At 67.3% G+C, this 22961-nt stretch carries 23 protein-coding genes; 8 read left to right on the forward strand and 15 right to left on the reverse strand.

Going from position 1 to position 22961, the window contains the following annotated elements:
• Positions 1–125: 125 nt before the first annotated feature.
• From IFT63_RS04215 to yidD, 3 genes are read right to left on the reverse strand one after another with little or no spacing between them, the layout of a single operon-like run.
• A complete protein-coding gene (locus IFT63_RS04215; RefSeq protein WP_192083330.1) occupies positions 126–965 on the reverse strand; it encodes a M23 family metallopeptidase in 840 nt (279 codons plus the stop codon).
• Positions 965–2311, reverse strand: coding sequence for a dihydroorotase (locus IFT63_RS04220; RefSeq protein WP_192083331.1), 1347 nt, complete (start codon positions 2309–2311; stop codon positions 965–967). Before IFT63_RS04220 ends, IFT63_RS04215 begins: the two co-directional genes overlap by 1 nt.
• 1 nt (position 2312) lies before the next feature.
• Entirely contained in the window at positions 2313–2567 is a 255-nt protein-coding gene (gene yidD, locus IFT63_RS04225) for a membrane protein insertion efficiency factor YidD (RefSeq protein ID WP_042615209.1), read from the reverse strand.
• 370 nt (positions 2568–2937) lie between these two features.
• Between yidD and dksA the strand changes: the two genes are divergently transcribed.
• Entirely contained in the window at positions 2938–4218 is a 1281-nt protein-coding gene (dksA, locus tag IFT63_RS04230) for an RNA polymerase-binding protein DksA (protein WP_192083332.1), read from the forward strand.
• A gap of 308 nt (positions 4219–4526) precedes the next feature.
• Here the strand turns inward: dksA and IFT63_RS04235 are convergent, their stop codons facing one another.
• The 9 genes from IFT63_RS04235 to ccmA are packed head-to-tail and all read right to left on the reverse strand — an operon-like array spanning position 4527 to position 11302.
• Positions 4527–5519, reverse strand: coding sequence for a cytochrome C biogenesis protein (locus tag IFT63_RS04235; RefSeq protein ID WP_249404329.1), 993 nt, complete (start codon positions 5517–5519; stop codon positions 4527–4529).
• A gap of 8 nt (positions 5520–5527) precedes the next feature.
• Positions 5528–5959: a cytochrome c-type biogenesis protein gene (locus tag IFT63_RS04240; RefSeq protein WP_249404391.1), complete on the reverse strand. Its 432-nt coding sequence runs from the start codon at positions 5957–5959 to the stop codon at positions 5528–5530.
• Positions 5960–5996: 37 nt separating this feature from the next.
• Positions 5997–6614, reverse strand: coding sequence for a DsbE family thiol:disulfide interchange protein (locus IFT63_RS04245; RefSeq protein WP_042615204.1), 618 nt, complete (start codon positions 6612–6614; stop codon positions 5997–5999).
• A 14-nt stretch (positions 6615–6628) separates the two neighbouring features.
• A complete protein-coding gene (locus IFT63_RS04250; protein ID WP_192083334.1) occupies positions 6629–8548 on the reverse strand; it encodes a heme lyase CcmF/NrfE family subunit in 1920 nt (639 codons plus the stop codon).
• Positions 8549–9010 carry a cytochrome c maturation protein CcmE gene (gene ccmE / locus IFT63_RS04255; RefSeq protein WP_192083335.1) on the reverse strand — a complete coding sequence of 154 codons (462 nt, stop codon included), beginning with the start codon at positions 9008–9010 and terminating at the stop codon, positions 8549–8551.
• Positions 9007–9192: a heme exporter protein CcmD gene (gene ccmD, locus IFT63_RS04260; RefSeq protein WP_042615201.1), complete on the reverse strand. Its 186-nt coding sequence runs from the start codon at positions 9190–9192 to the stop codon at positions 9007–9009. The genes ccmE and ccmD overlap by 4 nt, the downstream gene beginning before the upstream one ends.
• Positions 9189–9938, reverse strand: a complete 750-nt coding sequence (locus tag IFT63_RS04265) for a heme ABC transporter permease (RefSeq protein WP_192083336.1) — start codon at positions 9936–9938, stop codon at positions 9189–9191. Before IFT63_RS04265 ends, ccmD begins: the two co-directional genes overlap by 4 nt.
• A gap of 33 nt (positions 9939–9971) precedes the next feature.
• Positions 9972–10667: a heme exporter protein CcmB gene (gene ccmB / locus IFT63_RS04270; RefSeq protein ID WP_192083337.1), complete on the reverse strand. Its 696-nt coding sequence runs from the start codon at positions 10665–10667 to the stop codon at positions 9972–9974.
• Complete coding sequence (gene ccmA, locus IFT63_RS04275) at positions 10664–11302, reverse strand: heme ABC exporter ATP-binding protein CcmA (protein WP_101098508.1); 639 nt, start codon at positions 11300–11302, stop codon at positions 10664–10666. Before ccmA ends, ccmB begins: the two co-directional genes overlap by 4 nt.
• Before the next feature lie 203 nt (positions 11303–11505).
• Between ccmA and IFT63_RS04280 the strand changes: the two genes are divergently transcribed.
• From IFT63_RS04280 to IFT63_RS04290, 3 genes are all read left to right on the forward strand, one after another.
• Positions 11506–12654, forward strand: a complete 1149-nt coding sequence (locus IFT63_RS04280) for a pyridoxal phosphate-dependent aminotransferase (protein ID WP_192083338.1) — start codon at positions 11506–11508, stop codon at positions 12652–12654.
• On the forward strand, positions 12651–13478 hold the full coding sequence (locus IFT63_RS04285; RefSeq protein ID WP_042615196.1) for an amidohydrolase: 828 nt from the start codon (positions 12651–12653) through the stop codon (positions 13476–13478). The genes IFT63_RS04280 and IFT63_RS04285 overlap by 4 nt, the downstream gene beginning before the upstream one ends.
• Before the next feature lie 90 nt (positions 13479–13568).
• The gene (locus tag IFT63_RS04290; protein ID WP_042615195.1) at positions 13569–14006 is read left to right on the forward strand and encodes a hypothetical protein; all 438 of its coding nucleotides are present in this window, start codon (positions 13569–13571) and stop codon (positions 14004–14006) included.
• A 121-nt stretch (positions 14007–14127) separates the two neighbouring features.
• On the opposite strand, the gene IFT63_RS04295 is transcribed toward IFT63_RS04290, so the two are convergent.
• Genes IFT63_RS04295 through IFT63_RS04305 form a run of 3 tightly spaced genes read right to left on the reverse strand, consistent with a single transcriptional unit; the run spans position 14128 to position 17633 of the window.
• Positions 14128–15813: a pseudouridine synthase gene (locus IFT63_RS04295; protein WP_042615194.1), complete on the reverse strand. Its 1686-nt coding sequence runs from the start codon at positions 15811–15813 to the stop codon at positions 14128–14130.
• Entirely contained in the window at positions 15806–16714 is a 909-nt protein-coding gene (scpB, locus tag IFT63_RS04300) for an SMC-Scp complex subunit ScpB (protein ID WP_042615193.1), read from the reverse strand. The genes IFT63_RS04295 and scpB overlap by 8 nt, the downstream gene beginning before the upstream one ends.
• 13 nt (positions 16715–16727) lie before the next feature.
• Complete coding sequence (locus IFT63_RS04305; protein ID WP_042615192.1) at positions 16728–17633, reverse strand: ScpA family protein; 906 nt, start codon at positions 17631–17633, stop codon at positions 16728–16730.
• A gap of 369 nt (positions 17634–18002) precedes the next feature.
• Here IFT63_RS04305 and IFT63_RS04310 point away from each other — a divergent pair, with 369 nt between their 5' ends.
• From IFT63_RS04310 to IFT63_RS04325, 4 genes are all read left to right on the forward strand, one after another.
• Positions 18003–18302 (forward strand): YciI family protein, encoded by a 300-nt coding sequence (locus IFT63_RS04310; protein ID WP_042615191.1) that lies wholly within the window; start codon positions 18003–18005, stop codon positions 18300–18302.
• Complete coding sequence (locus tag IFT63_RS04315) at positions 18299–18577, forward strand: BolA family protein (protein WP_042615190.1); 279 nt, start codon at positions 18299–18301, stop codon at positions 18575–18577. Before IFT63_RS04310 ends, IFT63_RS04315 begins: the two co-directional genes overlap by 4 nt.
• A gap of 147 nt (positions 18578–18724) precedes the next feature.
• Positions 18725–19789, forward strand: coding sequence for a LacI family DNA-binding transcriptional regulator (locus tag IFT63_RS04320; protein WP_042615189.1), 1065 nt, complete (start codon positions 18725–18727; stop codon positions 19787–19789).
• A 76-nt stretch (positions 19790–19865) separates the two neighbouring features.
• Complete coding sequence (locus tag IFT63_RS04325; protein WP_192083339.1) at positions 19866–22928, forward strand: TonB-dependent receptor; 3063 nt, start codon at positions 19866–19868, stop codon at positions 22926–22928.
• Positions 22929–22961 lie beyond the last annotated feature (33 nt).

Consider the following 22961-nt stretch of genomic DNA (forward strand, 5'->3'; position numbering starts at 1 on the left):
GGCTTTCAAAAAAGCTCCCGCCGAGCATGGCTCGGCGCCACCCGCTGGTCCGGGCTGTCGGTAGCGCCGACCCATGGTCGGCGAGCGCAGCGGGTGGTAGGTGACGACCGTTGGTCGTCACGTCCTCACTTGCGTTCCAGCACCAGCAGCGGATCGATGCGGGTGTCGAACCAGTTCATGCCCCAATGCAGGTGCGGGCCGGTCGCGCGGCCGGTGGCGCCGACGGCGGCAATCACCTGGCCCTGTTCGACCCGGTCGCCGACCTTCACGTCGATGCGCGACAGATGCAGGAAGTTCGAGCTCACCCCAAAGCCGTGGTCCAGCAGCAGCGTGCCGCCGGTGAGGTACAGGTCCGGTGCGGCGAAGGTCACCACCCCGGCCGCAGGTGCCTTGACCGGCGTGCCGGTGGGCACCGCGATGTCCATCCCGGAATGGCCTGATCCGGGTTGCCCGTTGTAGACACGTGCATTGCCGAAGCGGCCGCTGATGCGACCCTGCACCGGCCACACGAAAGGCTGGGCGAAGTCGGCGCGGTTGTCATCGCGTGCGCGCGCGACGGTCACCTGGGCCTGCTCGCGCTTGATCCGTTCGGCGATCGCCGGCGGCGGGTTGACCGTCTTCGGCGGCACGCCGTTGACCCGCTCCACCGGCCAGTCACGCGGCGTCACCGCGATGGCGACGCGCTCGCTGCCGCCGTCGGGACGCTGCACATCAATCTGCAGGGGACCCTTCTCGTCGCGACCGATGCCGAACACCACGCTGCCGTAGCCACTCACCCGCAGCGTGCGTCCGGCGTAGCGCACGCTGCTACCCGCCGGCACCTTGCCGATCACCATCGCGCCCTGCGAGGCGCTGGCGGGAAACACCACGCGGCTGTCGGTGGCCTGGGCGGTGGCAGGCGCCGCCGCAGACAGCAGCATGGGCAGGGCGCCGGCGAGTACCGAGCCCAGCAACAGCGCGCGCATCAGCGGTTGAACGCCAGGCGCTGGCCGTTGGCAGCGCCCACGATCTGCGTGCCGTCCCAGGCCAGCTGGCCGTTGATCCAGGTCGAGGCGATCCGCGACTGGAACGTGGTGCCTTCGAAGGGTGACCAGCCACACTTGGACAGCACGTCTTCGCGCTTGACGGTGAACGGCTTGCCCTCCACCAGCACCAGGTCGGCGAAGTAGCCCTCACGCAGGAAGCCGCGTTCGGCCACGTCGAACAACTGCGCAGGCGCGTGGGCGAACTTCTGCACCACGCGGGCGATATCCATCTTGCCTTCGTGCACCAGTTCCAGCGCCGCGGTCAGGGCGTACTGCACCAGCGGCAGGCCGGACGGCGCCTGCGCGTAGGGCTTCTGCTTTTCTTCCCAGGTGTGCGGGGCATGGTCGGTGGCGAGCACGTCGATGATGTCTTCCACCAGCGCGGCGGTCAGCGCCTCGCGGTCGGCGACGTCCTTGATTGCCGGGTTGCACTTGATCAGGTTGCCCAGGCGCGCGTAATCGTCGCGGTCGAAGCGCAGGAAATGGATGCAGGTTTCGGCGGTGATCTGCTTGCGGCTGCCGTCGGCACGGATCAGCGGGCCACGCTCGAACAGGGCCAGCTCGTCGGCGGTGGAAATGTGCAGCACGTGCAGGCGGGTGCCGTGCCTGCGGGCCAGCGAGACGGCCAGTTCGGACGACTTCAGGCAGGCCTGGCGCGAGCGGATGTCCGGGTGCTGTTCGGCGCTCAGGGTGTCGCCGTACTGGGCCTGGTACTCCTTCATCAGCGCGTCGATCATCGGCGTGTCTTCGCAGTGGGTGATGATCGGGGTCGGGGCGTCGCGGAAGATCGCGTCCAGTGTGTCCGGGTTATCGACCAGCATGTTGCCGGTGGAGGCGCCCATGAACACCTTGATGCCAGGCGCGGTCTTCGGATCAAGGCGCTGGATGTGTTCGAGGTTGTCGTTGCTGGCGCCCATGTAGAAGCCGTAATTCGCACGCGCACGGCCAGCGGCGGAATCGTACTTGGCCTGCAGCGCGTCGGCATTCAGCGTCGGCGGATTGGTGTTGGGCATATCCATGAAGGTGGTCAGGCCCCCGGCCACGGCGGCCGCCGATTCGGTGGCGATGTCGCCCTTCTGGGTCAGGCCGGGTTCGCGGAAGTGCACCTGGTCATCGATCATGCCGGGCAACAGCCAGCGCCCTGCGGCATCGACCACCTGCTCGCCATCGCGCGCGGCCAGGCCGCTCTCGATGCGGGCGATGCGGCCGTTCTCGATGCGCAGGTCGGCATCGAAGACGCGTCCTTCGTTGACCAGGCGGGCGTTGGTAATCAGCGTGGAAGGCATGTCAGTGGTTTCCTTTGCAGCGGCAGGCGGGATCTTCGGTGCGCTCGGGCACCGGATCGAATCCGCCAGGATGGAAGGGATGGCAGCGGCCGATACGGCGCACGGCGAGCCAGCTGCCACGCAGCGGACCGTGGCCGGCGATGGCCTGCATGGCATATTCGGAACAGCTGGGGACAAAGCGGCAGCGTGGCCCGAGCAGCGGGCTGATGAAGCGCTTGTAGAAGCGCAGCAGGGCGATGAGCAGGTGGGAGATCACCCGTTCATAGTAAAACGAGTGCCCGCGGTTGGGGTGAATCGCGGCGGCATGGCAGCGCTGCCGGTAAATCCCGACGGAACGGCGGTTGCCCATTCAGTGGGAGCCGGTGGGATACATGGTTGGCAGCGGCGCATATTTGTCGCAGGATGGGGCGTTGGCTGCCGCACGCGTCCTGCGCCGCAGCCATGTCGGCGGCATGGCTGCCGACCAGGTTCCGTGCCGCGCAGCAGATGATGCGGGTTCCGGGCAACCCACAGCCCCGTGTTGCGAGGGCCGTGTGTGCGTCCTGTCACGCGGTTGCTGCAGTCGGCCGGGTAGGCTATAAAGGCCCGCTTTCCCGGGCCCCGGGGAATCCAAGGAAGAGCGTTTCGTGGCTGCTAAAAAATCTGCAAAAAAGGCCGTCAAGGCCGCCAAGAAGTCCGCCAGCCCTGTTGCGAAGAAGACGGCGGCCAAGTCTGTAGCCAGCAAGCCGGCAAAGCCGGTGGCCAAGGCAACGGGGAAGACAACGGCCAGGACGGCCACGGCGAACAAGGCGCCGGCAGCGAAAGCGCCCGCGAAGAAAACGCCGGTGAAGAAGGTCGCGGCCAAGAAGGTCGCAGTGACCAAGGCACCGGCGAAAAAGGTCGTGGCCAAGAAGACGGCGGTGACCAAGGCAGTGGCGAAGAAAGCGCCGGCCAAGGTCGCCAGCAAGCCGGCCAAGGGCGCTGCGAAGCCCGCCAAGCCGGTTGCCAAACCGGCCGGCAAGGTCGCAAAGAAGCCCGTGGCCAAGCCGGCCCCGGCAAAGAAGGTTTCCACGGTCGCCAAGGCGGCCAAGGCCGCCAAGCCGGTTTCCGGCAAGGCGTCCGCAAGCAAGCCGTCGGCCCGTCCGGCGGTGAACAAGACCGCCACGGCAAAGCCCGCGGTCGGCAAAGCCACCGGCAAGCCGGTGGCGGCGCCCGCAGTGAAGTCCGTACCGAAGCCGGCCCCGCCGGTTCCGGCCACGTCTGTCCCGGCCAGCAACGCCGGCACCAAGGCACCTGAAAAGGTGGCCAAGGCGCCAGCCAAGCAGGCCCCGCAAATCAAGAATCCCGTGCCCGTTTCGAAATCGTCCGCGAAAACCCCTGTGAAATCCGATGCCGCCCCGAAGACCGTTGCCCGCCCGGTGGGCAAGGTCGCCGTGGCAGTGACCGCACGCTCGACCGCTCCGGCGCCGCGCAGCAAGTACAAGGTGGTCGAGTACAAGACCGACGAAGCCACCGGCCGTCCGATCCTGCCTGCCGGCTACAAGCCGGGCGCAGAAGAGGAATACATGAGCCCGCTGCAGCAGGAGTACTTCCGCAAGCGCCTGCAGGACTGGCGCGCCGATCTGGTGGAAGAATCCAAGCAGACCATCGAGAACCTGCGCGAGGAAGTGCGTGATATCGGCGATGAAGCCGAGCGCGCGACCCGCGAAACCGAGAACTCGCTGGAGCTGCGCACCCGCGACCGTTACCGCAAGCTGATCGGCAAGATCGACAGCACGCTCAAGCGCCTGGAAGCAGGTGATTACGGCTACTGCGTCGATACCGGCGAAGAGATCGGCCTGGATCGCCTGGAAGCGCGCCTGACCGCCGAGCGCACCATCGATGCGCAGGAGCGCTGGGAACACATGCAGAAGCAGCAGGGCGACTAAGCCTGGTGTTCTGAGGCACTACCGAAAAGCCCGGCTCGCGCCGGGCTTTTTCGTTGCTGCGTCCGCCGGGCATGCGCAGGCCATGTAGCGCCGACCCATGGTCGGCGAGCGCAGCGGTCCGTGCTCGGCAGGATTCCGCCGAGCATGGCTCGGCGCTACCAAGGCAGGTCGGTAGCGCCGACCCATGGTCGGCGAGCGCAGCGGCCCGTGAGCGGCAGGATTCCGCCGAGCATGGCTCGGCGCTACCAAGGCAGGTCGGTAGCGCCGACCCATGGTCGGCGAGCGCAGCGGACCACGGCCTGACGGCCTTACCGCAGCTGCAGCTCCAGCTCGCCAGTCTGCGGCATCTGCACCGTCACCGGCTCGCTTTCCAGATCGCCCTCGGCGTGCGACGCCGTGCCGGTGCGTGACAGTCGCGCCAGCACCTCTACCTGTGCGTGGGAAGACAGCGGCTGGGTCGGCATCGGGCTGTCGGCGTCGCTGAGGGTGACCCTCGCAGGCAGCGCCTGCAGTGGATAGCGGCGCACCGCCACCGGCATCGGCGGGCCTGCCGGTGCACGTGCCAGCACAAACAGCGCCGCGCCCTGCGGCCACTGCGCGGGATCGAAACCGGGCGGTAGCGCGATGCGGATGCTCAGCAGGGGCGTCGCGTTTTCCTGCACCGCGCCTGCTGAAGCGGCGGGCGTTCCGGCACCCGCCGCAGTGCGTGCGATGACCAGCTGTTGTTGCAGCGCAGCCGCCGCCCCGGGCTGCAGGCGCGGCAGCAGCGCTGACCACACGGCCACCGCTTCCGCATCGCGGCCGCGCTGGCGCAGCGCGATACCCAGCAGCCAGGCCGCGCGTTCGGCATCGGGCTGCACCTGCAGCGCATGCTGCAGCCAGCCCAGCGCCCGGTCATCGAAATGTTTTTCCGGATCAGCCTGGGCACGCGCCTGGGCGGCTTCCACCAGCACGCCGGCGTCGTCCGGCGCCAGCGCCGCAGCCCGGCTGTACGCAGCAGCAGCGGCATCAAGCTGGCCGAGTTCGCCGCGCGAGCGGCCCAGCAGCACCCAGCCATCGGCGCGCTGCGGTTCCTGCTCAAGTGCCTGTTCCAGCGCCTGCACGCCATCGCGCAGCTCCGCCAGCGAGGGGGCGCCCGGTGCCTGCGCGGCGCGCGGATCGCCCACCAGCAGGTACAGGCTGGCGCTGGCCAGGCCGATGCTCAGGCAGGCAATGAGGAATCCCACCCGCCCACGCGCGCGCAGCGGCCACAGCACCGCCAGCGCCAGCAGCACGCCAGCAACGCCGGCAAGCGCGGCCAAGCCGGCCGTCACCAGCCGTCACCGCGGGTTTCGTCCACCACCACCGTGCCACCGCGGCGGCGCACCAGCCGCCACACCAGCAGCGCGCCGGCCAGCAGGAACAGCAACGGTCCGCCCCACAACAGCCACGTACCGGGTTGCAGCGTGGGCTGGTACAGCACGAACTCGCCATAGCGCTGCACCAGGAAGCGCTTCACCTCGGCATCGTCATGGCCCTGCTGGATCAACTGCAGCACTTCGCGGCGCAGGTCCTGGGCGATCTGTGCATTGGAATCGGCCAGTGACTGGTTCTGGCATTGAACGCAGCGCAGCTGCGCGGCCAGCGCGTGGAAGCGGGCTTCTTCGGCATCGTCGGTGAACTGCAGCGGCCGCGCATCATGCACGGGCTGCTGCGCGCGGGCGACGCTGCAGAACAGCGATGCCAGCAGCAGCACGGCCATCAGCAGGCCGCCCGCCAGCTGGCTGGCCCGGTGGCGATCAGGGCGTGGCGTGCAGTGCATTGCCGGCATCGGCCTGGGACTTCTCGACCTGTTCCAGCGCCGGGATCAACTTCTGCTCGATCACCGCCTGGGTCATCGCGCCGCTGTACTTCCAGCGCACCACGCCGCTGCCATCCACCAGGAAGGTTTCCGGTGCGGCGGTGATGCCCCAGTCGATCGCGGTGCGGCCTTCGATATCACTCAACACCACCATGAAGGGATTGCCGAGCTGTTCCAGCCAGCGCAGGGCATCGGCCGGTTCATCCTTCCAGTTGTAGCCGATCACCCGCACGCGCTTGGTTTCGGCGAAGCGGGTCAGCACCGGATGTTCCTCGCGGCAGGCCGCGCACCAGCTGCCCCAGACATTGAGCAGGTACGGCGCGCCGCGCAGCTCTTCGCTGCGGACCTGGATGTGCGGATCGTGCAGCACCGGCAGTTCGAAGGCCGGCGCCTGCTTGCCGATCAGCGGCGAGGGCAGGACATCGCGCTGCGGATCGCCGCTCTTCATCACCCCATACACCATCAGCCCGAGCAGGCCGAAGAAGAACAGCACGCCGATCACGATGGCCACCGGCGGCAGCGGACGGGAAGGGCGGGGGGCGGGGGATTCGGACATGGAAAACAGAACTCCTACGGACGGCGGAAACGACGATCAACGGCAGCGACCAGGCCACCGAGCGCCATCAGCAGCGCCCCGAGCCAGATCCAACGCACGAATGGCTTGATATGCACGCGTACGGCCCATGCATTGTTGCCCAGTGGCTCGCCCATTGCCACGTAGACATCGCCGGAAAGGCGCGCGTCGATGCCGGCTTCGGTCATCACCTGGCCACCGCTGGCATACAGGCGTTTTTCCGGATGCAGCAGGGCGCGTTCGCGGCCATCGCGGAACACCCGCAGGTGGCCGCGGTCGGCGCTGAAGTTCGGGCCCTCGCGATGGTCGACGCCTTCGAAGCGGATCTCATGGCGGCCCACCACCACGGTCTGCCCGGGAGACAGGGCGACTTCGCGCTGCACGTTCAGCGCTTCCACCAGCAGCGCGCCGGCCAGGAACACCGCCATGCCCACATGGCCCAGCAGCATGCCGGTCATTTCTGCGGTGAAGCGCCCATTGCCACGCAGCCGCTGCCAGATGAAGCGTGCCGTGCCCAGTCCGATCCAGGCAGCCGCGCCGACGCCAAGGCCGACCTTCCAGCCGTTCTGCGGTGCGCGCCACCAGGCCAACGCGGCCAGCAGCACCGCCAGCAGCAGCCACGGCAGCAGCAGCGCCACTGCGCGAGAGGGCTGGTCGCGTTGCCAGTTGACCAGCGGGCCGAACGGCAGCAGCAGCACCAGCGGCGCCATCAGCAGCAGGAACAGGCTGCCGAAGTAGGGCGGCCCGACGGAGATCTTGCCCATCCCCATCGCATCAGCCAGCAACGGATACAGGGTGCCCAGCAGCACCATCGCACAGGCACTGGCGAGCAGCAGGTTGTTGGCCAGCAGCAGGGTCTCGCGCGAGGTGGCGGTGAAGCCGCGGCGCGGGTCGCTGCTGTCCACGCCCAGGCTGCCGGCGCGCAGCGCGAACAGCAGCAGTGCGCCGCCGACCAGGATCGCCAGGAACAGCAGGATGAACATGCCCCGCGAAGGATCGGCAGCGAAGGAATGCACGCTGGTCAGTACGCCCGAACGCACCAGGAAGGTGCCAAGCAGGGACAGCGCGAAGGCGGCGATCGCCAGCAGCAGGGTCCAGCTGGCGAAGGTGCCGCGCTTTTCGGTGACTGCCTGCGAGTGGATCAGCGCGGCGCCGGCCAGCCATGGCATGAAGCTCGCATTTTCCACCGGATCCCAGAACCACCAGCCGCCCCAGCCCAGTTCGTAGTAGGCCCACCAGCTGCCCAGCGCGATGCCCAGGGTGAGGAAAGCCCAGGCCACGTTGGTCCACGGCCGTGTCCAGCGCACCCAGCGCGTGTCGACCCGGCCATCCAGCAGCGCGGCGACCGCGAACGCGAATGGCACCGAGAAGCCGACGTAGCCCAGGTACAACATCGGCGGGTGGATGATCAGTCCCGGGTCCTGCAGCAGGGGATTGAGATCACGGCCTTCCAATGGCGCGGGGATCAGGCGCGCGAACGGATTGGAGGTGAAGATCAGGAACGCCAGGAAGCCGATGCTGACCAGGCCCATCACCGCCAGCACGCGCGCCTGCACGGTAGCGGGCAATTGCCGCGACCCCATCGCCACCGCGCCGGTCCAACCGGCCAAAACCAGCGCCCACAGCAGCAGCGAGCCTTCGTGCGCGCCCCACACCGCTGACCAGCGATACACCATCGGCAGCAGCGTATTGGAGTTTTCGGCAACGTAACGTACCGAGAAATCCTGCTGTACGAACGCAGCAGTGAGCACCGCGAAGGCGGCCGCCACCAGCAGCAGCTGCGCCAGCGCCGCCGGTCGTGCGACCTGCATCCAGCTGGCGATGCCGCGCTGCGCCCCGATCAGCGGCAGGCTGGCCTGCAGCAGCGCGGCCAACAACGCCAGCAGCAGCAGGATCTGTCCCAGTTCGGGCAGCACTCAGCGCACCTCCGGCGCAGGCACGGGCACATCGTGCTTGACGTGCGCCTTGCCCATCTTGTCGGCCAGTTCCTTCGGCATGTAGGTTTCATCGTGCTTGGCCAGCACTTCTTCGGCGATGAAGCGATCACCCTGCGGGCGTCCGGTCACCACTACCGCCTGGCCTTCGCGGAACAGGTCGGGCAGGATCTGGTCGCTGCGCACGGTCATGTCCGCATCGCCATCGGTGACGGTGAACAGCGCCACCAGCGAGCCGGGCTCACGCTTCAGCGAGCCCTTGGCGACCATGCCGCCCAAGCGGAAGCGTTCGGCGCTGCCGGCATCACCACGCAGCACTTCGGCCGGGGTGTACAGGTAGGCCACGTTGCGCTGCAGGGCCATCGCCACCAGCGCGGTGGCCAGCCCGGAAGCGGCCACCAGCAGCAGTACCCACAGCAGTCGACGCCGGCGCTGCGGGTTCATCGCTCCAGCTCCAGCGGCACGCCGTTGCCGGGGCTGGCCGAGCGCCGCGCCTGTTGCCGCTGCTGGCGCTGGCGGGCGTCCTGCCGTGCGCGGCGCAGGCGCAGGCGCGAGCCGATCGCATCGATGGCCAGCACCCCGACGAACACTGCGTAGGCGGCGACCACGTAGCCCAGGTAATTCATGCTTCCCCCTGCAGCTGGCGCTGCACCCAGTCCTTGCCGGCTTCACGCTGCAGGTTGTCCGCACGCGCCTTGGCCAACAGTGAGCCGACGAACCACAGCTTGGTACCGATCACCATCAGCCACAGCGGCAGCTGCATGCTGGAATCCAGCGTGGTCGGCCCGAACAGGCGGATGGTCTGGCCCTGGTGCAGGCTGCCCCACCAGTCCACCGAATAACGGATGACCGGCAGCAGCGCGACCCCGACGATGGCCAGCAGGCCCGCCGCGCGCGCGGCATTGCGCCGGTCTTCGATGGCCATGTACAGCCCGATCACCCCGAAGTACAGGAACAGCAGGATCAGTTCGGTGGTCAGGCGCGGGTCCCAGTCCCACCAGGTGCCCCACATCGGCCGGCCCCAGATGCTGCCGGTGAGCAGGGTGATGAGGGTGAAGCCTGCACCGATGGGTGCGCACGCCATCGCCAGCACCTCGCAGACCTTGATCTTCCACACCATTGCGATGGCTGCATAAAGCGCCATCAGCGCGAACACGAACAGGCTCATCCACGCGCTGGGCACGTGCACGAACAGGATGCGGAAACTGTCGCCCTGCTGGTAGTCGGCCGGCACCACGAACAACGCCTGCCACAGCCCGAAGGCCAGCACCGGCAGCGCAGCGAGGTGGAAGACACGGGACCAGCGACGGGCGAAACGGTCGAAGGTGGGCGGTGAGCCGAGTTGGTGGAACCAGCGGACGATCGGTTGCATGCGGTAGCGGCTATCCCGGGTGGTCGGTGTGGCTCAGCTCAAGGAAATGCGGATGGCGGCAGCGGTGGCCAGTGGCGCCAGCACCAGTGCCACCACCAGCCCGGCGGCGAGCATCAACAGCGCGCCATACGGATCCTGGTCGCGTGCAGCAGCGGCGACACTGCCTGCGCCGAACACCAGCACCGGTACGTACAGCGGCAAGGACAGCAACGCCACGAGGATACCAGAGCGCCGGATGCCCACCGTCAGTGCCGCCACCATGCCGCCGATCAGGCTCAACAGCGGCGTGCCCAGCAGCAACGATGCCAGCAACATCGGCAGTTGGTCATGTGGCAGATGCAGCATTTCCGCCAGCAGCGGGCTGAGCACGATCAACGGCAGGGCCGTCGTCAGCCAGTGCATCAGCACGCGCACCAGCACCAGCCAGGCCAGCGGCACCGGCGCCAGCAGCCATTGTTCCAGGGAGCCGTCTTCGGCATCGGAGCGGAACAGCGAATCCAGCGCCAGCTGTCCGGCCAGCAGCACCGCCAGCCACAGTACGGCGACGGCGTTGCGGGTCAGTTGCTGCGGATCGCGGCCTGATGCCAACGCGAACAGCACCACCACCAGCAACGCGAACAGCACCGGTTGCAGCGCATCGCCGCGGCGGCGCCAGACCAGCCGCAGGTCGCGCACGGCCAGTGCACGCGCGGTCTGCCACAGGCCGGGCTCGGTACCGGGCGCGATCATGCGGCCACCTGCGGCAGCGCCAACTGCAACTGCCGCGTGCGCACCGGCGGGGCGGCATACGCGCCGTGGGTGGTGACCAGCGCGGCGCCACCGCCGCGCAGGTGCGCGGAGATCATCCGGTTGACCAGGTTGATGCCCTCCAGGTCGAGGTTGGCATAGGGTTCGTCCAGCAGCCACAGCGGTGCCGGCGACAACCACATCCGCGCCAGCGCCAGACGGCGTTTCTGTCCGGCGGACAGATGCCGCACCAGGGTGTCTTCATGGCCGGCCAGCCCGACCACGGCCAGTGCGCTGCCGGGCATCTGGCGCGCGCGGCGGCCATGCAGCCCGCACAGGAAATGCAGGTTCTGCAGCGTATCCAGGTCCGGCTTCATGGCGGGCAGGTGACCCAGGTAGGCGACGAAGCGCGCGCGTTCGGCGGTGCTGGCGGCGCGGCCATCGATCTCCACCCGGCCGGCGGACGGCCGCAGCAGGCCTGCCAGCACGCGCAGCAGGGTGGTCTTGCCGGCGCCGTTGTCACCCTGCACCAGCAGCGCTTCGCCGGTATCGACATGGAACTCGAGCGGCCCGAACACGCGTTCGTCATCTCGTGAGAAGCAAAGGCCATGTGCGGCCAGCAGCGCAGGGGTATTCAAGGGACACGATCTCTGCACGGCGGACGGGCCATGATTCTAGCCGCCCGCGCCGGCTTGCGGAGCGCGCGGGCAGCTGCAGGTGGGCGGCGACCCCAGCACCCGGCGGCGGCGACTCCAGCACCCGGTGGGTGACGACCGTTGGTCGTCACGCTTCACCCCCCGCAGTACACTTCACGCCTGTCTTCCGCTCCCCGCACAGGCCGATGCAACCGCAGACCAAGCTGCCCAAGGTGGGCACCACCATCTTCACCGTGATGTCCCAGCTGGCCGCCGAACACGGCGCGGTCAACCTCGGCCAGGGCTTCCCCGATTTCAGCGCGCCGCAGCGCCTGATCGATGCCACCACCCGCGCGATGGCCGAAGGACTCAACCAGTATCCGCCGATGACCGGGGTGGCGCCGCTGCGCCAGGCCATCGCGCAGAAGTCGCTGGACCTGTATGGCGCGCAGGTGGACCCGGATACCGAGATCACCGTCACCAGCGGCGCCACCGAAGCGATCTTCAACGCCATCCACGCCGTCGTGCGTGCCGGCGAGGAAGTGATCGTGCTCGACCCCGCGTACGACTGCTATGAACCGGCGATCGACCTGGCAGGCGCACGTGCGGTGCACGTGCCACTGGACCCGCAGACCTTCGCGGTGGACTGGGACCGCGTGCGCGCGGCGATCACCCCGCGCACCCGCCTGCTGATGGTCAACACCCCGCACAACCCGTCCGGTGCGATGCTGGACGAGGCCGACCTTCAGGCGCTGGCCGACCTGCTGCGTGGGACGGACATCTACCTGATCTCCGATGAGGTGTACGAACACATCATCTACGACGGCCGTCGCCACGAGTCGGCGCTGCGACACCCGGAACTGCGCGCGCGCGCGTTTGTGATTTCCAGCTTCGGCAAGACCTACCACTGCACCGGCTGGAAGATCGGCTATGCGGTCGCGCCGCCAGCGCTGAGCGCGGAATTCCGCAAAGTGCACCAGTACAACACCTTCACCAGTTTCGGCCCCGCGCAGCATGGTTTCGCCGCGATGATCCGTGACGAACCGGAGCACCACCTTGAACTGGGGGCGTTCTACCAGGCCAAGCGCGACCGCTTCCGCGAGCAGCTGGCGCAGACCCGGCTGGTACCGCTGGCGGTGCCGGGCGGTTACTTCCAGCTGGTTGATTACTCGGCCATCAGCGACCTGCCGGACGATGAATTCGTGAAGTGGCTGACCATCGAAAAGGGCGTGGCGGCGATCCCGCTGTCGCCTTTCTACGAGACGCCGCCGGCCGGGCAGCGCATCGTGCGGCTGTGCTTTGCCAAGAACGAGGCCACGCTGGATGCGGCCATTGAACGGTTGCAGCGGCTGTGAGCGCCGCCGCGCAGGACCTGCGCATCAGCCTGGTGCAGGGCGATACGCGCTGGCACGATCCGGAGGGCAACCGCGCGCATTACGCCGCGCTGCTGGCGCCGCTGGTCGGCACGACCGACCTGGTGGTGCTGCCGGAAACCTTCACCAGCGGTTTCTCCAACGCGGCGATCAGCCAGGCCGAAGACATGCACGGCCCCACCATTGCGTGGATCGTCGAGCAGGCGGTGAAACTGGGCGCGGCGGTCACCGGCAGCGTGCAGCTGCGCGAAGGCGATGCGGTCTACAACCGGCTGCTGTTTGCCACTCCGGATGGCGTTCTGCAGCAGTACGACAAGCGCCACCTGTTCCGTTACGGGGGCGAGCACGAACGCTATGCCGCCGGGCGCGAGCGCCTGAGCGTGGAGTGGAAGGGCTGGCGGATCAATCCGCAGGTCTGCTACGACCTGCGTTTCCCGGTGTTCTGCCGCAACCGTTTCGACGTGGAGCGGGCAGGGCAGCTGGATTTCGACCTGCAGATCTTCGTCGCCAACTGGCCTTCGGCGCGGGCGTACGCTTGGAAGACGCTGCTGCGTGCACGGGCGATCGAAAACCTGTGTTTCGTGGCGGCGGTGAACCGGGTAGGCGTGGATGGCAACGACCTGCACTACGCCGGTGACAGCGCGGTCATTGATTACCTGGGCCAGCCGCAGGTTGAGGTGCGCGAGGTAGAGCAGGTGGTGACCACCACGTTGTCGGCACAGGCGTTGGCCGCCCATCGCGCGCGCTTCCCGGCGATGCTGGACGCAGACCGTTTCGAACTGGACCCGCCGCCGCGCGCAGGCTGAACCGCGCAGCGGACTGGCGCGGCCGGCCCTGTCCTGACGGGGCGGCGCGCTGCTAGATTCGGCGCATCACGCATCCGGAGTATCCCCACGATGAAGAACACTGTTTCCCTGATGGCTGTGCTGTTGGCGTCGGCGTTTGCCGCTCCCGCAGCGCAGGCGGCCGGCAACATCGAATGCAGCCTGCGCTATGACCTGTCGGGCTGGTCGGTGTTCTACAAGACCGCCTCCGGCAACGGCACGATCACATGCGACAACGGCATGCGCATGCCGGTCACGCTGAAGGTCAGGGGCGGTGGCCTTACCGTGGGCAAGTCGAAGATCGTCGATGGCACGGGCCGTTTCAGCGGGGCGTATTCCCCCGATGACCTGTTCGGCACCTATGCGGCGGTCAGCGCGCATGCCGGGGCGGTCCGCTCCAGTGGCGCGGTGGCGATGACCAAGGGCGATATCTCGCTGGCGTTGGCCGGCACCGGCAAGGGCTGGGACCTGGGGATCGACGGAACGGCGTTCACCATCGAACGGCGCTGAGCAAAGGCGTTGTAGGTGACGACCAAGGTCCTCACCCACCCGCCCGGCATGAGGGCCAGCGGCCGTCACTACCAAAAAACCCGGCCGAGGCCGGGTTTTTCTGTTGCATCACGCGAGGGGATCAGCCGCCGCGCGGACCACCGCGACCGCGGTTGCCGCCGGGACCACCCGGGCCACGGTTGCCACCCGGACCACCCGGGCCGCGATTGCCGCCGGGACCACCCGGTCCGCGGTTGCCGCCCGGGCCGCCGGCCGAGCGGTTGCCGCCCGGTCCGCGATTGCCGCTGGCCGGACGCGGGGTGCTGCCGTACGGGCTGAAGCCCGGGTTGGCGTGGTCGGACGGGAACGACGGCGCGTTACCCGGATGACCATACGGATGCTTGTTGCCCTGGCCGCCCTGACCCTGGCCACCGCGGTTGCCACCGGCACCCGGCGACTTCGGCTTGGCATAACCGCCACGACCGCCTTCACCCTGGCCTTGGCCGTAACCACCGCCCTGGCCGGGACCGCGTGCGCCGGGGCCGCGAGCGCCCGGACCACCCGGACCGCGTGCACCGGGGCCACCGGGGCCACGTGCGCCTGGGCCGCGCGCCGCGCCCGGACCGGCGTTGCGGTGGCCACTCGGGCCGGTGCTGACGCCGTCCGGCACGTACCAGCTGCGGAACGCGGCCGGATTGCCTTCCGGCAGGCCACGATCATTCTTCTGCGGGCGTGCCTTGAACGGGCGCTGCGACTGCTTGGCCGCGGCTTCGCCGCTGACCGTCAGGCCACCCTTGAAACCGCCGCCGCCCTTGCCACCGCGACCACGACCGCGCTCTTCGCGGACGTTGTCGAAGCGACGCAGCTCGCGGCCTTCATCGGCGGTGTTGTGGCCGTTGACATAGGCCGTGCCCCGGCCGCCATCGCGGCCCATGCGCACGGTGGTCTTGGCCGCCCGACGCTGGCCGATCACCGGCTGCAGGGTCAGCGCGGACGGTGCGCCTTCTTCCAGGTTCAACTTGGCGCGCAGCGCTTCGACCTGGGCAGTCGGCAGTTCCACCGAATGGCCACGGGTCAGTTCGCGCGGCAGGCTGACGGTGCCATAGCGGGTACGCTTCAGGCGGCTGACCTGGCAGCCCTGTGATTCCCACAGGCGACGGACTTCGCGGTTGCGGCCTTCCTTCACCACCACGCGGAACCAGTCATGCGAATCGGTGCCGCCAATGCGCTCGACTTCATCGAACTTGGCCGGGCCGTCTTCCAGCGCGACGCCACGCTGCAGACGCAGGATGGTGTTGTCGTCGACCTTTTCCTGGCCTTCCGGGGCGCGCACGCGCACCACGTATTCGCGCTCGACCTCGAAGGACGGGTGCATCATCGCGTTGGCGAGTTCACCGTCGGTGGTGGCCAGCAGCAGGCCGGTGGTGTTGATGTCCAGGCGGCCCACGGCGATCCAGCGCGCACCCTTCAGCGCCGGCAGCGACTCGAACACGGTCGGGCGGCCTTCGGGATCTTCTCGCGTGGTCACTTCGCCTTCCGGCTTGTTGTAGATCAGCACACGCGACGGTTCGGCCAGGGCGGTGGCGACGAAGCCACGGCCATCCAGCTCGATGCGGTCGCCGCTGCGGACCGACATGCCGGTCTGCGCGACTTCGCCGTTGACCTTGACCAGGCCTTCGGCGATGCGCTGTTCCAGCGCGCGGCGCGAACCGAGGCCGGCCTGTGCCAGCACCTTGTGCAGGCGTTCTTCCAGCTTGAACTGTTCGGAGGTGGCTTCGCGCTTCAGCGACAGCTTGTTCAACGACAGCTTGCGGGGGGTATCACTCATTAACTTTGGCTCCGGCCGGCGTTTGGTCGTCGGCCTCTGGTTCGGAATCGGCTAGGTCAACAGCCACGGTCGTCTTCGCGACGGCGTTGTCTTCGCTCTCGTTCACTGGCGCCGCGCGCGTGCCCGGCGCGGTGTCGGGGTGCCCGTTGTCGCTGGGCGAAGGTGCTTGCTCATCAGGGTCTGCCGCGACGGGCGCGGCAGGGGATACGGGTCCGGCATCGGCGCCTGCGGCGGCCGGGATGCCTTCTTCATCGGTGCCACCGGCGGCCGGGGCATCGTCATCATTGGCTGCTGCACCCGGGCTGGCGGCCGTGGCGGGCTGCGGCGCATCGGGCTGGCCATCCGGCCCCAGCGGCAGCTGCGGTTCCAGTTCGGCCAGGTCTTTGAGCTCGGACAGCGGCGGTAGTTCGTCCAGCCGCTTGAGGCCGAAATAATCCAGGAAGCCCTTGGTGGTGCCGAACAGCGCCGGCCTGCCAGGCACGTCGCGGTGGCCGATCACCCGGATCCACTCACGTTCTTCCAGGGCCTGGATGATGTTGCTGCTCACCGCCACGCCACGTACCTGCTCGATCTCGCCACGGGTGATCGGCTGCCGGTAGGCGATCAGCGCCAGGGTTTCCAGCGTGGCGCGGGTATAGCGCGTCTTGCGCTCGGTCCACAACCGGCTGATATGCCCATGCACTTCGGCGGTGACCTGGTAACGGAAGCCGGAGGCCACCTCCACCAGTTCCACGCCACGCTCGCCGCAGGCCTCGCGCAGGGTTTCCAATGCGCGTTCCACGCTGCCTGCCGGCGCCGGCTCGTCTTCCGGGAACAGCTCCTTGAGCTGCACCAGGGTCAGCGGCTGCGGCGATGCCAGCAGTGCGCCTTCGACGATTCGGTTGATCAGCGGTTGATCCATCGGCAATTCGCGCTCACTCGGTCGGGTTGGCTGCGTCGTTGTCATCGAATTCGCTGCTGAAAGACAGCGGCTCATTGGTGTTTCCCGCCGCCAGCGACTTGACGTAGATCGCCGCCAGCGGGGCTTCCTGCACGATATCCAGCAGCTGTTCCTTGGCCAGTTCCAGCATTGCCAGGAAGGTGACCAACACGCCGAGCTTTCCTTCTTCGGCGGTGAACAGCGATTCGAAACGGTAGAACACGCCTTCTTCCATGCGGCCCAGCAGGTCGCCCATGCGCTGGCGGACACTCAGGGCCTCGCGCTTGATCGCGTGCCCGGTGAACAGCTCGGCGCGCTTGAGCACGTCGTGCAGGGCCACCAGCATTTCCTTCAGTTCCACCGGCGGCGGCAGGCGGATCGCCGCGCGGTCGGGGACGAAGGCATGCACCACGGTGGTGTCGCGGTCCTGCCGGGGCAGGCTGTCGATATCCTCGGCGGCCTGTTTGAAACGTTCGTACTCCTGCAGCCGGCGGACCAGTTCGGCGCGCGGATCGGCTTCATCACCGTCCTCGCTGACCGGCCGCGGCAGCAACATCCGCGACTTCACTTCGGCCAGGATCGCGGCCATCACCAGGTATTCGGCGGCGAGCTCGAAACGCAGTTCGCGCATCACCGTGATGTATTCCACGTACTGCCGGGTGATCTCGGCGACGGGAATGTCCAGGACATCCAGGTTCTGGCGGCGGATCAGGTACAGCAACAGGTCCAGCGGTCCCTCGAAGGCGTCGAGGATGACTTCCAGTGCATCCGGTGGGATGTACAGGTCCTGCGGGATCTGCAGGACCGGTTGTCCATGCACCACGGCCAGCGGCATTTCCTGCTGCTGTGGGGTGGGCGGCCGGATTGACGGGGTCGCGTCTAGCGCGGTTTCAGAGGTCATCAAAGGACATCAGGATTGCAACGGACCGGTCGCGGCACCGGCCATTCCCTTCAGGCAACTGCCTGACAGGCCATGGCGGAAACCAGGACACGCCGGAATCGGCGCGATTCCACACATCAATAAAGCAGGACGCACCGCACTGGCGGCAGCGACGAAACTACGGGGAGGTCGTCTACGCGGTCTGGTCGGGGGCAGCGGTTCGATCATCGGTGGCCTGCGGGGCCATGGGACCGACGGGACGCTGCGTCCAGTCACGTGCAATGCAAACAGGTTACGGCTTTGCAATGCCGGTGTCCAGTCAGGCGCGGCGCAGGGCCGGGCAGCCGCTAGAATCAGCGCCAGTTCCCGCAGGACAACAGGAGACAATCGATGTGGTACGTAATTGAAGGCTACGACGGCCAGGACGTGCTCGCGGCCCGGATCGCGGCCCGCCCGACCCACCTGGCACGGCTGCAGGCCCTGCAGGAGCAGGGCAGGTTGCTGCTGGCCGGACCGTGTCCGGCGATAGACAGCGAAGATCCGGGTCCGGCGGGTTTCAGCGGCAGCGTGGTGATCGCCGGGTTCGACTCGCTGGCCGCCGCCCGCGAGTGGGCCGATGCCGACCCGTACGTGGCGGCCGGTGTCTACGTGCGCACCGAGGTACGTCCGTTCCGCAAGGTGCTGCCGTGAGCAATGCCGAGCGGATCGAGCGAATTCGTGATGCATTGCAGCATTCGCTTGCCCCCGTGCAGTTGCAGATCGAAGACGACAGCCACCGTCATGCCGGGCATGCGGGAGCGCGTGACGGGCGCGGCCATTTCAACGTCAGGGTGGTCAGCGAAGCGTTCGCCGGTCTGGGTCAGTTGGCCCGACATCGCGCCATTTACGCCGCACTTGGCGACATGATGCAGACCGATATCCATGCGTTGTCGATCCAGGCGCATACCCCGGCCGAGGCTGGCTGACCCGGTGTCCCCTCCTGTCCTGTGACGTCCCGGGGACGTCCCGCCGTGGACAGCGGGCGGACGCCCCACGACCTATAGGACTAACGAAGTGTTTACATCGGACATTGGAAACGCTTACATTCCGCGCCAAGCCGTAAGGCTGGAGTCGTGGAGGGCGACTTTGTGAACAAGGCAGCGATCACCATCAAGGATGTTGCGCGGGAAGCCAAGGTCTCCGTGGCCACGGTTTCGCGCGCGCTCAATGGACACGAAAATGTCGCCGAGCCGGTTCGCCAACTGGTGCTGGAGGTGGCTGCGCGCCTGCGCTACACCCCGCACGCCGCCGCCCGCAGCCTGAGCAGCCGGCGCACCAATACCGTCGGGGTGGTGCTGCCTGATCTGTATGGCGAGTTCTTCTCCGAACTGATGCGCGGCATCGACCAGATCGCCCGTATCCGTCGCCAGCACCTGCTGGTGTCCAGTTACCACGGTGACCAGGAGCAGCAGGGCGCTGCCCTGCGGGCCATGCGCGGCCGCGTCGACGGCCTGCTGGTGCTGTCCCCGTATGCGGAAAGCCCGGGTTTCCTGACCGACAACCTGCCGCAGTCGCTGCCTACGGTACTGATCAATACCTACCTGCCCGACCAGGACCATCCTGTGTTGAGCATCGATGACCACGCCGGCGCGGTGGCGATGACCCGCCACCTGCTCGACGTCGGCCACCGCCGCATTGCCTTCATTTCAGGCCCGGACTCCAACTACGATGCGCGCGAACGCCTGCGGGGCTTCCGCGATGCGCTGGCTGCCTTTGGCAGCGATGCGCAGGGCATCGAGCTGCCCGGCGATTTCGACGAAGCTTCCGGCCATCGCGCCGGTCAGGAGTTGCTGGCAGCCGGCACGCTGCCCGATGCGGTATTCGCGGCCAACGACATGATGGCGCTGGGCTGTCTGTACGCGTTTGCCCAGGCCGGACTGAAGGTTCCCGATGACGTGGCCCTGGCCGGTTTCGATGACATTCCGCTGGCCCGTTTCGTTCACCCGTCGTTGACGACGATGCAGGTGAGTATCGCCGAACTCGGTGACATGGCGATGACGCGCCTGATGCAGTTGATGGATTCAAAAAGCACGGAAGGCGCGGGTGACAAGCAGACGCTTGTGCCGAAGCTGATCGTGCGTGATTCAAGCAAGAGTGTTGCCCGCAGGACCCAAACCCACACGCCATCCGGCCGTTGAAGCCAGAGGCGATTCCATTTTTTGTTTGACATGAAAGGGGCGGCCATCGCGGTCGCCACCACCCCCGGAGATTTTCATGACGCAGTTCAATCACCATCGTCGGATGCCGGCTCGCCGTCTTTTGACGTGCGCCCTGGTCAGCTGCCTGGCCATCGCTGCAGCACCGGACGTGATGGCCCAGTCGGCCAACGCGAGCCTGCGCGGCAACGTCGCTTCGGCCCAGGCCGGCAGCGAAGTGGTCGCCACCAATGTCGCCACCGGTTCGGTGCGACGTTCCACCGTGCGCGCCGATGGCAGCTATTCGCTGCAGGGCCTCGACCCGGGCACCTACAACGTGGTGGCCAACGGCCAGACGCAGAAGGTCACCGTGACCGTGGCTTCGGCCGCCACGCTGAACTTCTCCGGTGAAGCTGCCGCGCCCGCCGCTGCCGGCGATGCCAAGAACCTCGACACCATCACTGTCGTCGCCCCGACCCTGCTGCAGGAAGTGCGTACCTCCGAAGTCGGCAAGACCGTCAGCCTGCAGCAGATCCAGACCACGCCGCAGGTGTCGCGCAACTTCCTGGAGTTCGCCGATGCCGTGCCGGGTCTGATCTTCACCCGCGACGCCAAGGGCAATACCTCCCTGCGCGGCGGTGCGACCAACGCCGATGGCACCAACGTCTACATCGACGGCGTGGGCCAGAAGAGCTACGTCAAGGGCGGCGGCGTGGCCGGCCAGTCCGGCAGCGCCGGCAACCCGTTCCCGCAGCTGGCGATCGGCGAATACAAGGTCATCAGCGGCAACTACAAGGCCGAGTACGGCCAGGTCTCCAGCGCCGCGGTGACTGCGGCGACCAAGTCCGGTACCAACGAGTTCAAGGGTGAAACCTTCTACCGTTATACCAACGAAGACATGCGTGCCAAGACCCCGGCGGAGCGCCAGGCCGGCCAGGACAAGATGGCCTCGGCCGAGAAGGAATACGGCTTCGCGCTCGGCGGTCCGATCGTCCAGGACAAGGCACACTTCTTCGTGACCTACGAAGCCAAGCGCTTCGACCTGCCGGTCACCATCGCGCCGGACGGCGCGGTCGGCGGTGCAGCCAGCCTGCTGCCGGCCGATGCCGCCGCCGGCCTCGGCCCGGCCAGCCAGCCGTTCGAGCAGGACCTGATCTTCGCCAAGATCGACTTCGAGCCGACCGACAACGATCGCATCGAGCTGACCTTCCAGGATCGCGACGAGACCCAGCAGCAGTTCAGCGGCCAGACCGCACCGGAAGCGGGTCGTGAAGTGGTCAACACCGACCGTCGTTACGCCCTGCGCTGGAACCACAGCGGCGAGCGTTACTACAACGAAGTGCTGCTCACCCACGAAGATTCGTTCAACAACCCGACCCCGCTGACGCTGGCCAACGGCATCACCTACACCGCACCGGACGGCACCGAAGACCGCACCGTGGTGAAGGTCGGTGGCGCCTCGGCGCTCGATTCGCAGGTGAAGGGCCAGAAAGGCTGGTCGATCGAAGACAACCTGACGCTGGACGGCCTGCAGTGGGCCGGCGACCACACCGTCAAGATGGGCGTGAAGTACAAGGAAATCGACCTGTACGCATCCGATGCGGCGCAGATCAACCCGACCTTCACCTACAGCCTGGGCGATGCGGACTTCCCCGATTCCATTCCGTACAAGGCGCAGTTCGTCAAGCCGGTGACCGGCGTGTCGGGCGTGTCCGGCGAAGTGCGCTCCAAGTCCAAGCAGATCGGCCTATTCATCCAGGACGACTGGCAGGTCAACGACCACCTGCAGCTGAACCTCGGCCTGCGTTGGGACTACGAAAAGACCCCGTCCTACCTGGACTTCGTGACGCCGCGGGAAGTGGTCGACGCCATCTATTCGCAGGATCCGCGCGCTGCCGCCGGCCAGACCTACGCCGATTCGCTGGCGCTGGGCGGGTTGGACATCAGCGATTACATCAGCACCGGCAAGAACCGCAAGGCGTTCAAGGATGCCTGGCAGCCGCGCCTGGGCTTCTCGTATGACATCAACGCCGACGAGCAGCACGTGATCCACGGTGGTGCGGGTCGTTCCTACGATCGCGACCTGTTCGACAACCTGCAGCTGGAAACCACCAAGCTGGCCCTGCCGCAGCCGACCATCTACTTCCGCAACCCGGCCACCGGCAGCTGCATCAACGGCCAGGCCGCCTGCTATGACTGGAACCCGAACCTGCTCAATGGCATCGGCAACCTGCAGACGCTGGTCGGTTCGACCAGCAATGCCGGTCTGGAAGTGGACCTGCTGAACAACAACCTCAAGGCGCCGTACTCCGATCAGTTCAGCCTGGGCATGAGCAACCAGGTCGGCGAATGGCTGACCGATGCCACCATCGCCCGCACCCTGAGCTATGACGGCTTCGCCTTCACCCTGGGCAACCGCTACCCGACCGGCCAGTTCTTCGATGACCCGCGCCTGTGCGGTGGCACCGACCCGGGCCTGAGCCAGGCCTGGAGCTGCAACGTGCCGGGCTTCGGCAGCCTGATCATCGGCCAGCAGGGCATCAAGACCCGTGCGACCCAGGTCCTGCTGTCGGCGCAGAAGCCGTTCACCAAGGAAAGCGGCTGGGGCACCTCGGTCGCCTACACCTGGACCACCGCGCGCCACAACCGCGACATCAACGAGAAGTACGCCTTCGACCGCGGCCTGATCGAGGATTACCCGACCATCCGCTCCAACGGCGCACCGCGCCACCGCCTGGTGGTCACCGGTTCGTATGCGGGCTTCTGGGGCATCACCTTCGGCGGCAAGGTCACCCTGGCCACGCCGACCGCGGTGAACGACTGGTACAACGTGCTGCAGGCCAGCGGTTACAACCTGCCGACGCCGGGAGCCGCAGTGCCCAACGGCAACGGCAAGTTCCTGCTGGGTGGCAAGATCTTCGGCTACCGTTCGGTCGACCTGCAGGCGACGAAGACGTTCAAGATGGCGCACGACACCGAGCTGTACGCTCGTATCGACATCATCAACGTGTTCAACTTCGACAACTTCTCCACCTACAACTACACCAAGCCCGATGGCAAGCTGCTGGCCAGCTACAACGAGACCGGCGAGATCATCGGTACGCCGCGCCAGGTGAAGGCGGAGGTCGGCTTCCGGTTCTGATCCGGAACGCCTGATGCACGACGCGGTACCGCC

Origin of the sequence: Stenotrophomonas sp. CFBP 13724 (genome assembly GCF_014841975.1) — a bacterium.
In the GTDB taxonomy this organism is placed as follows: domain Bacteria; phylum Pseudomonadota; class Gammaproteobacteria; order Xanthomonadales; family Xanthomonadaceae; genus Stenotrophomonas; species Stenotrophomonas lacuserhaii.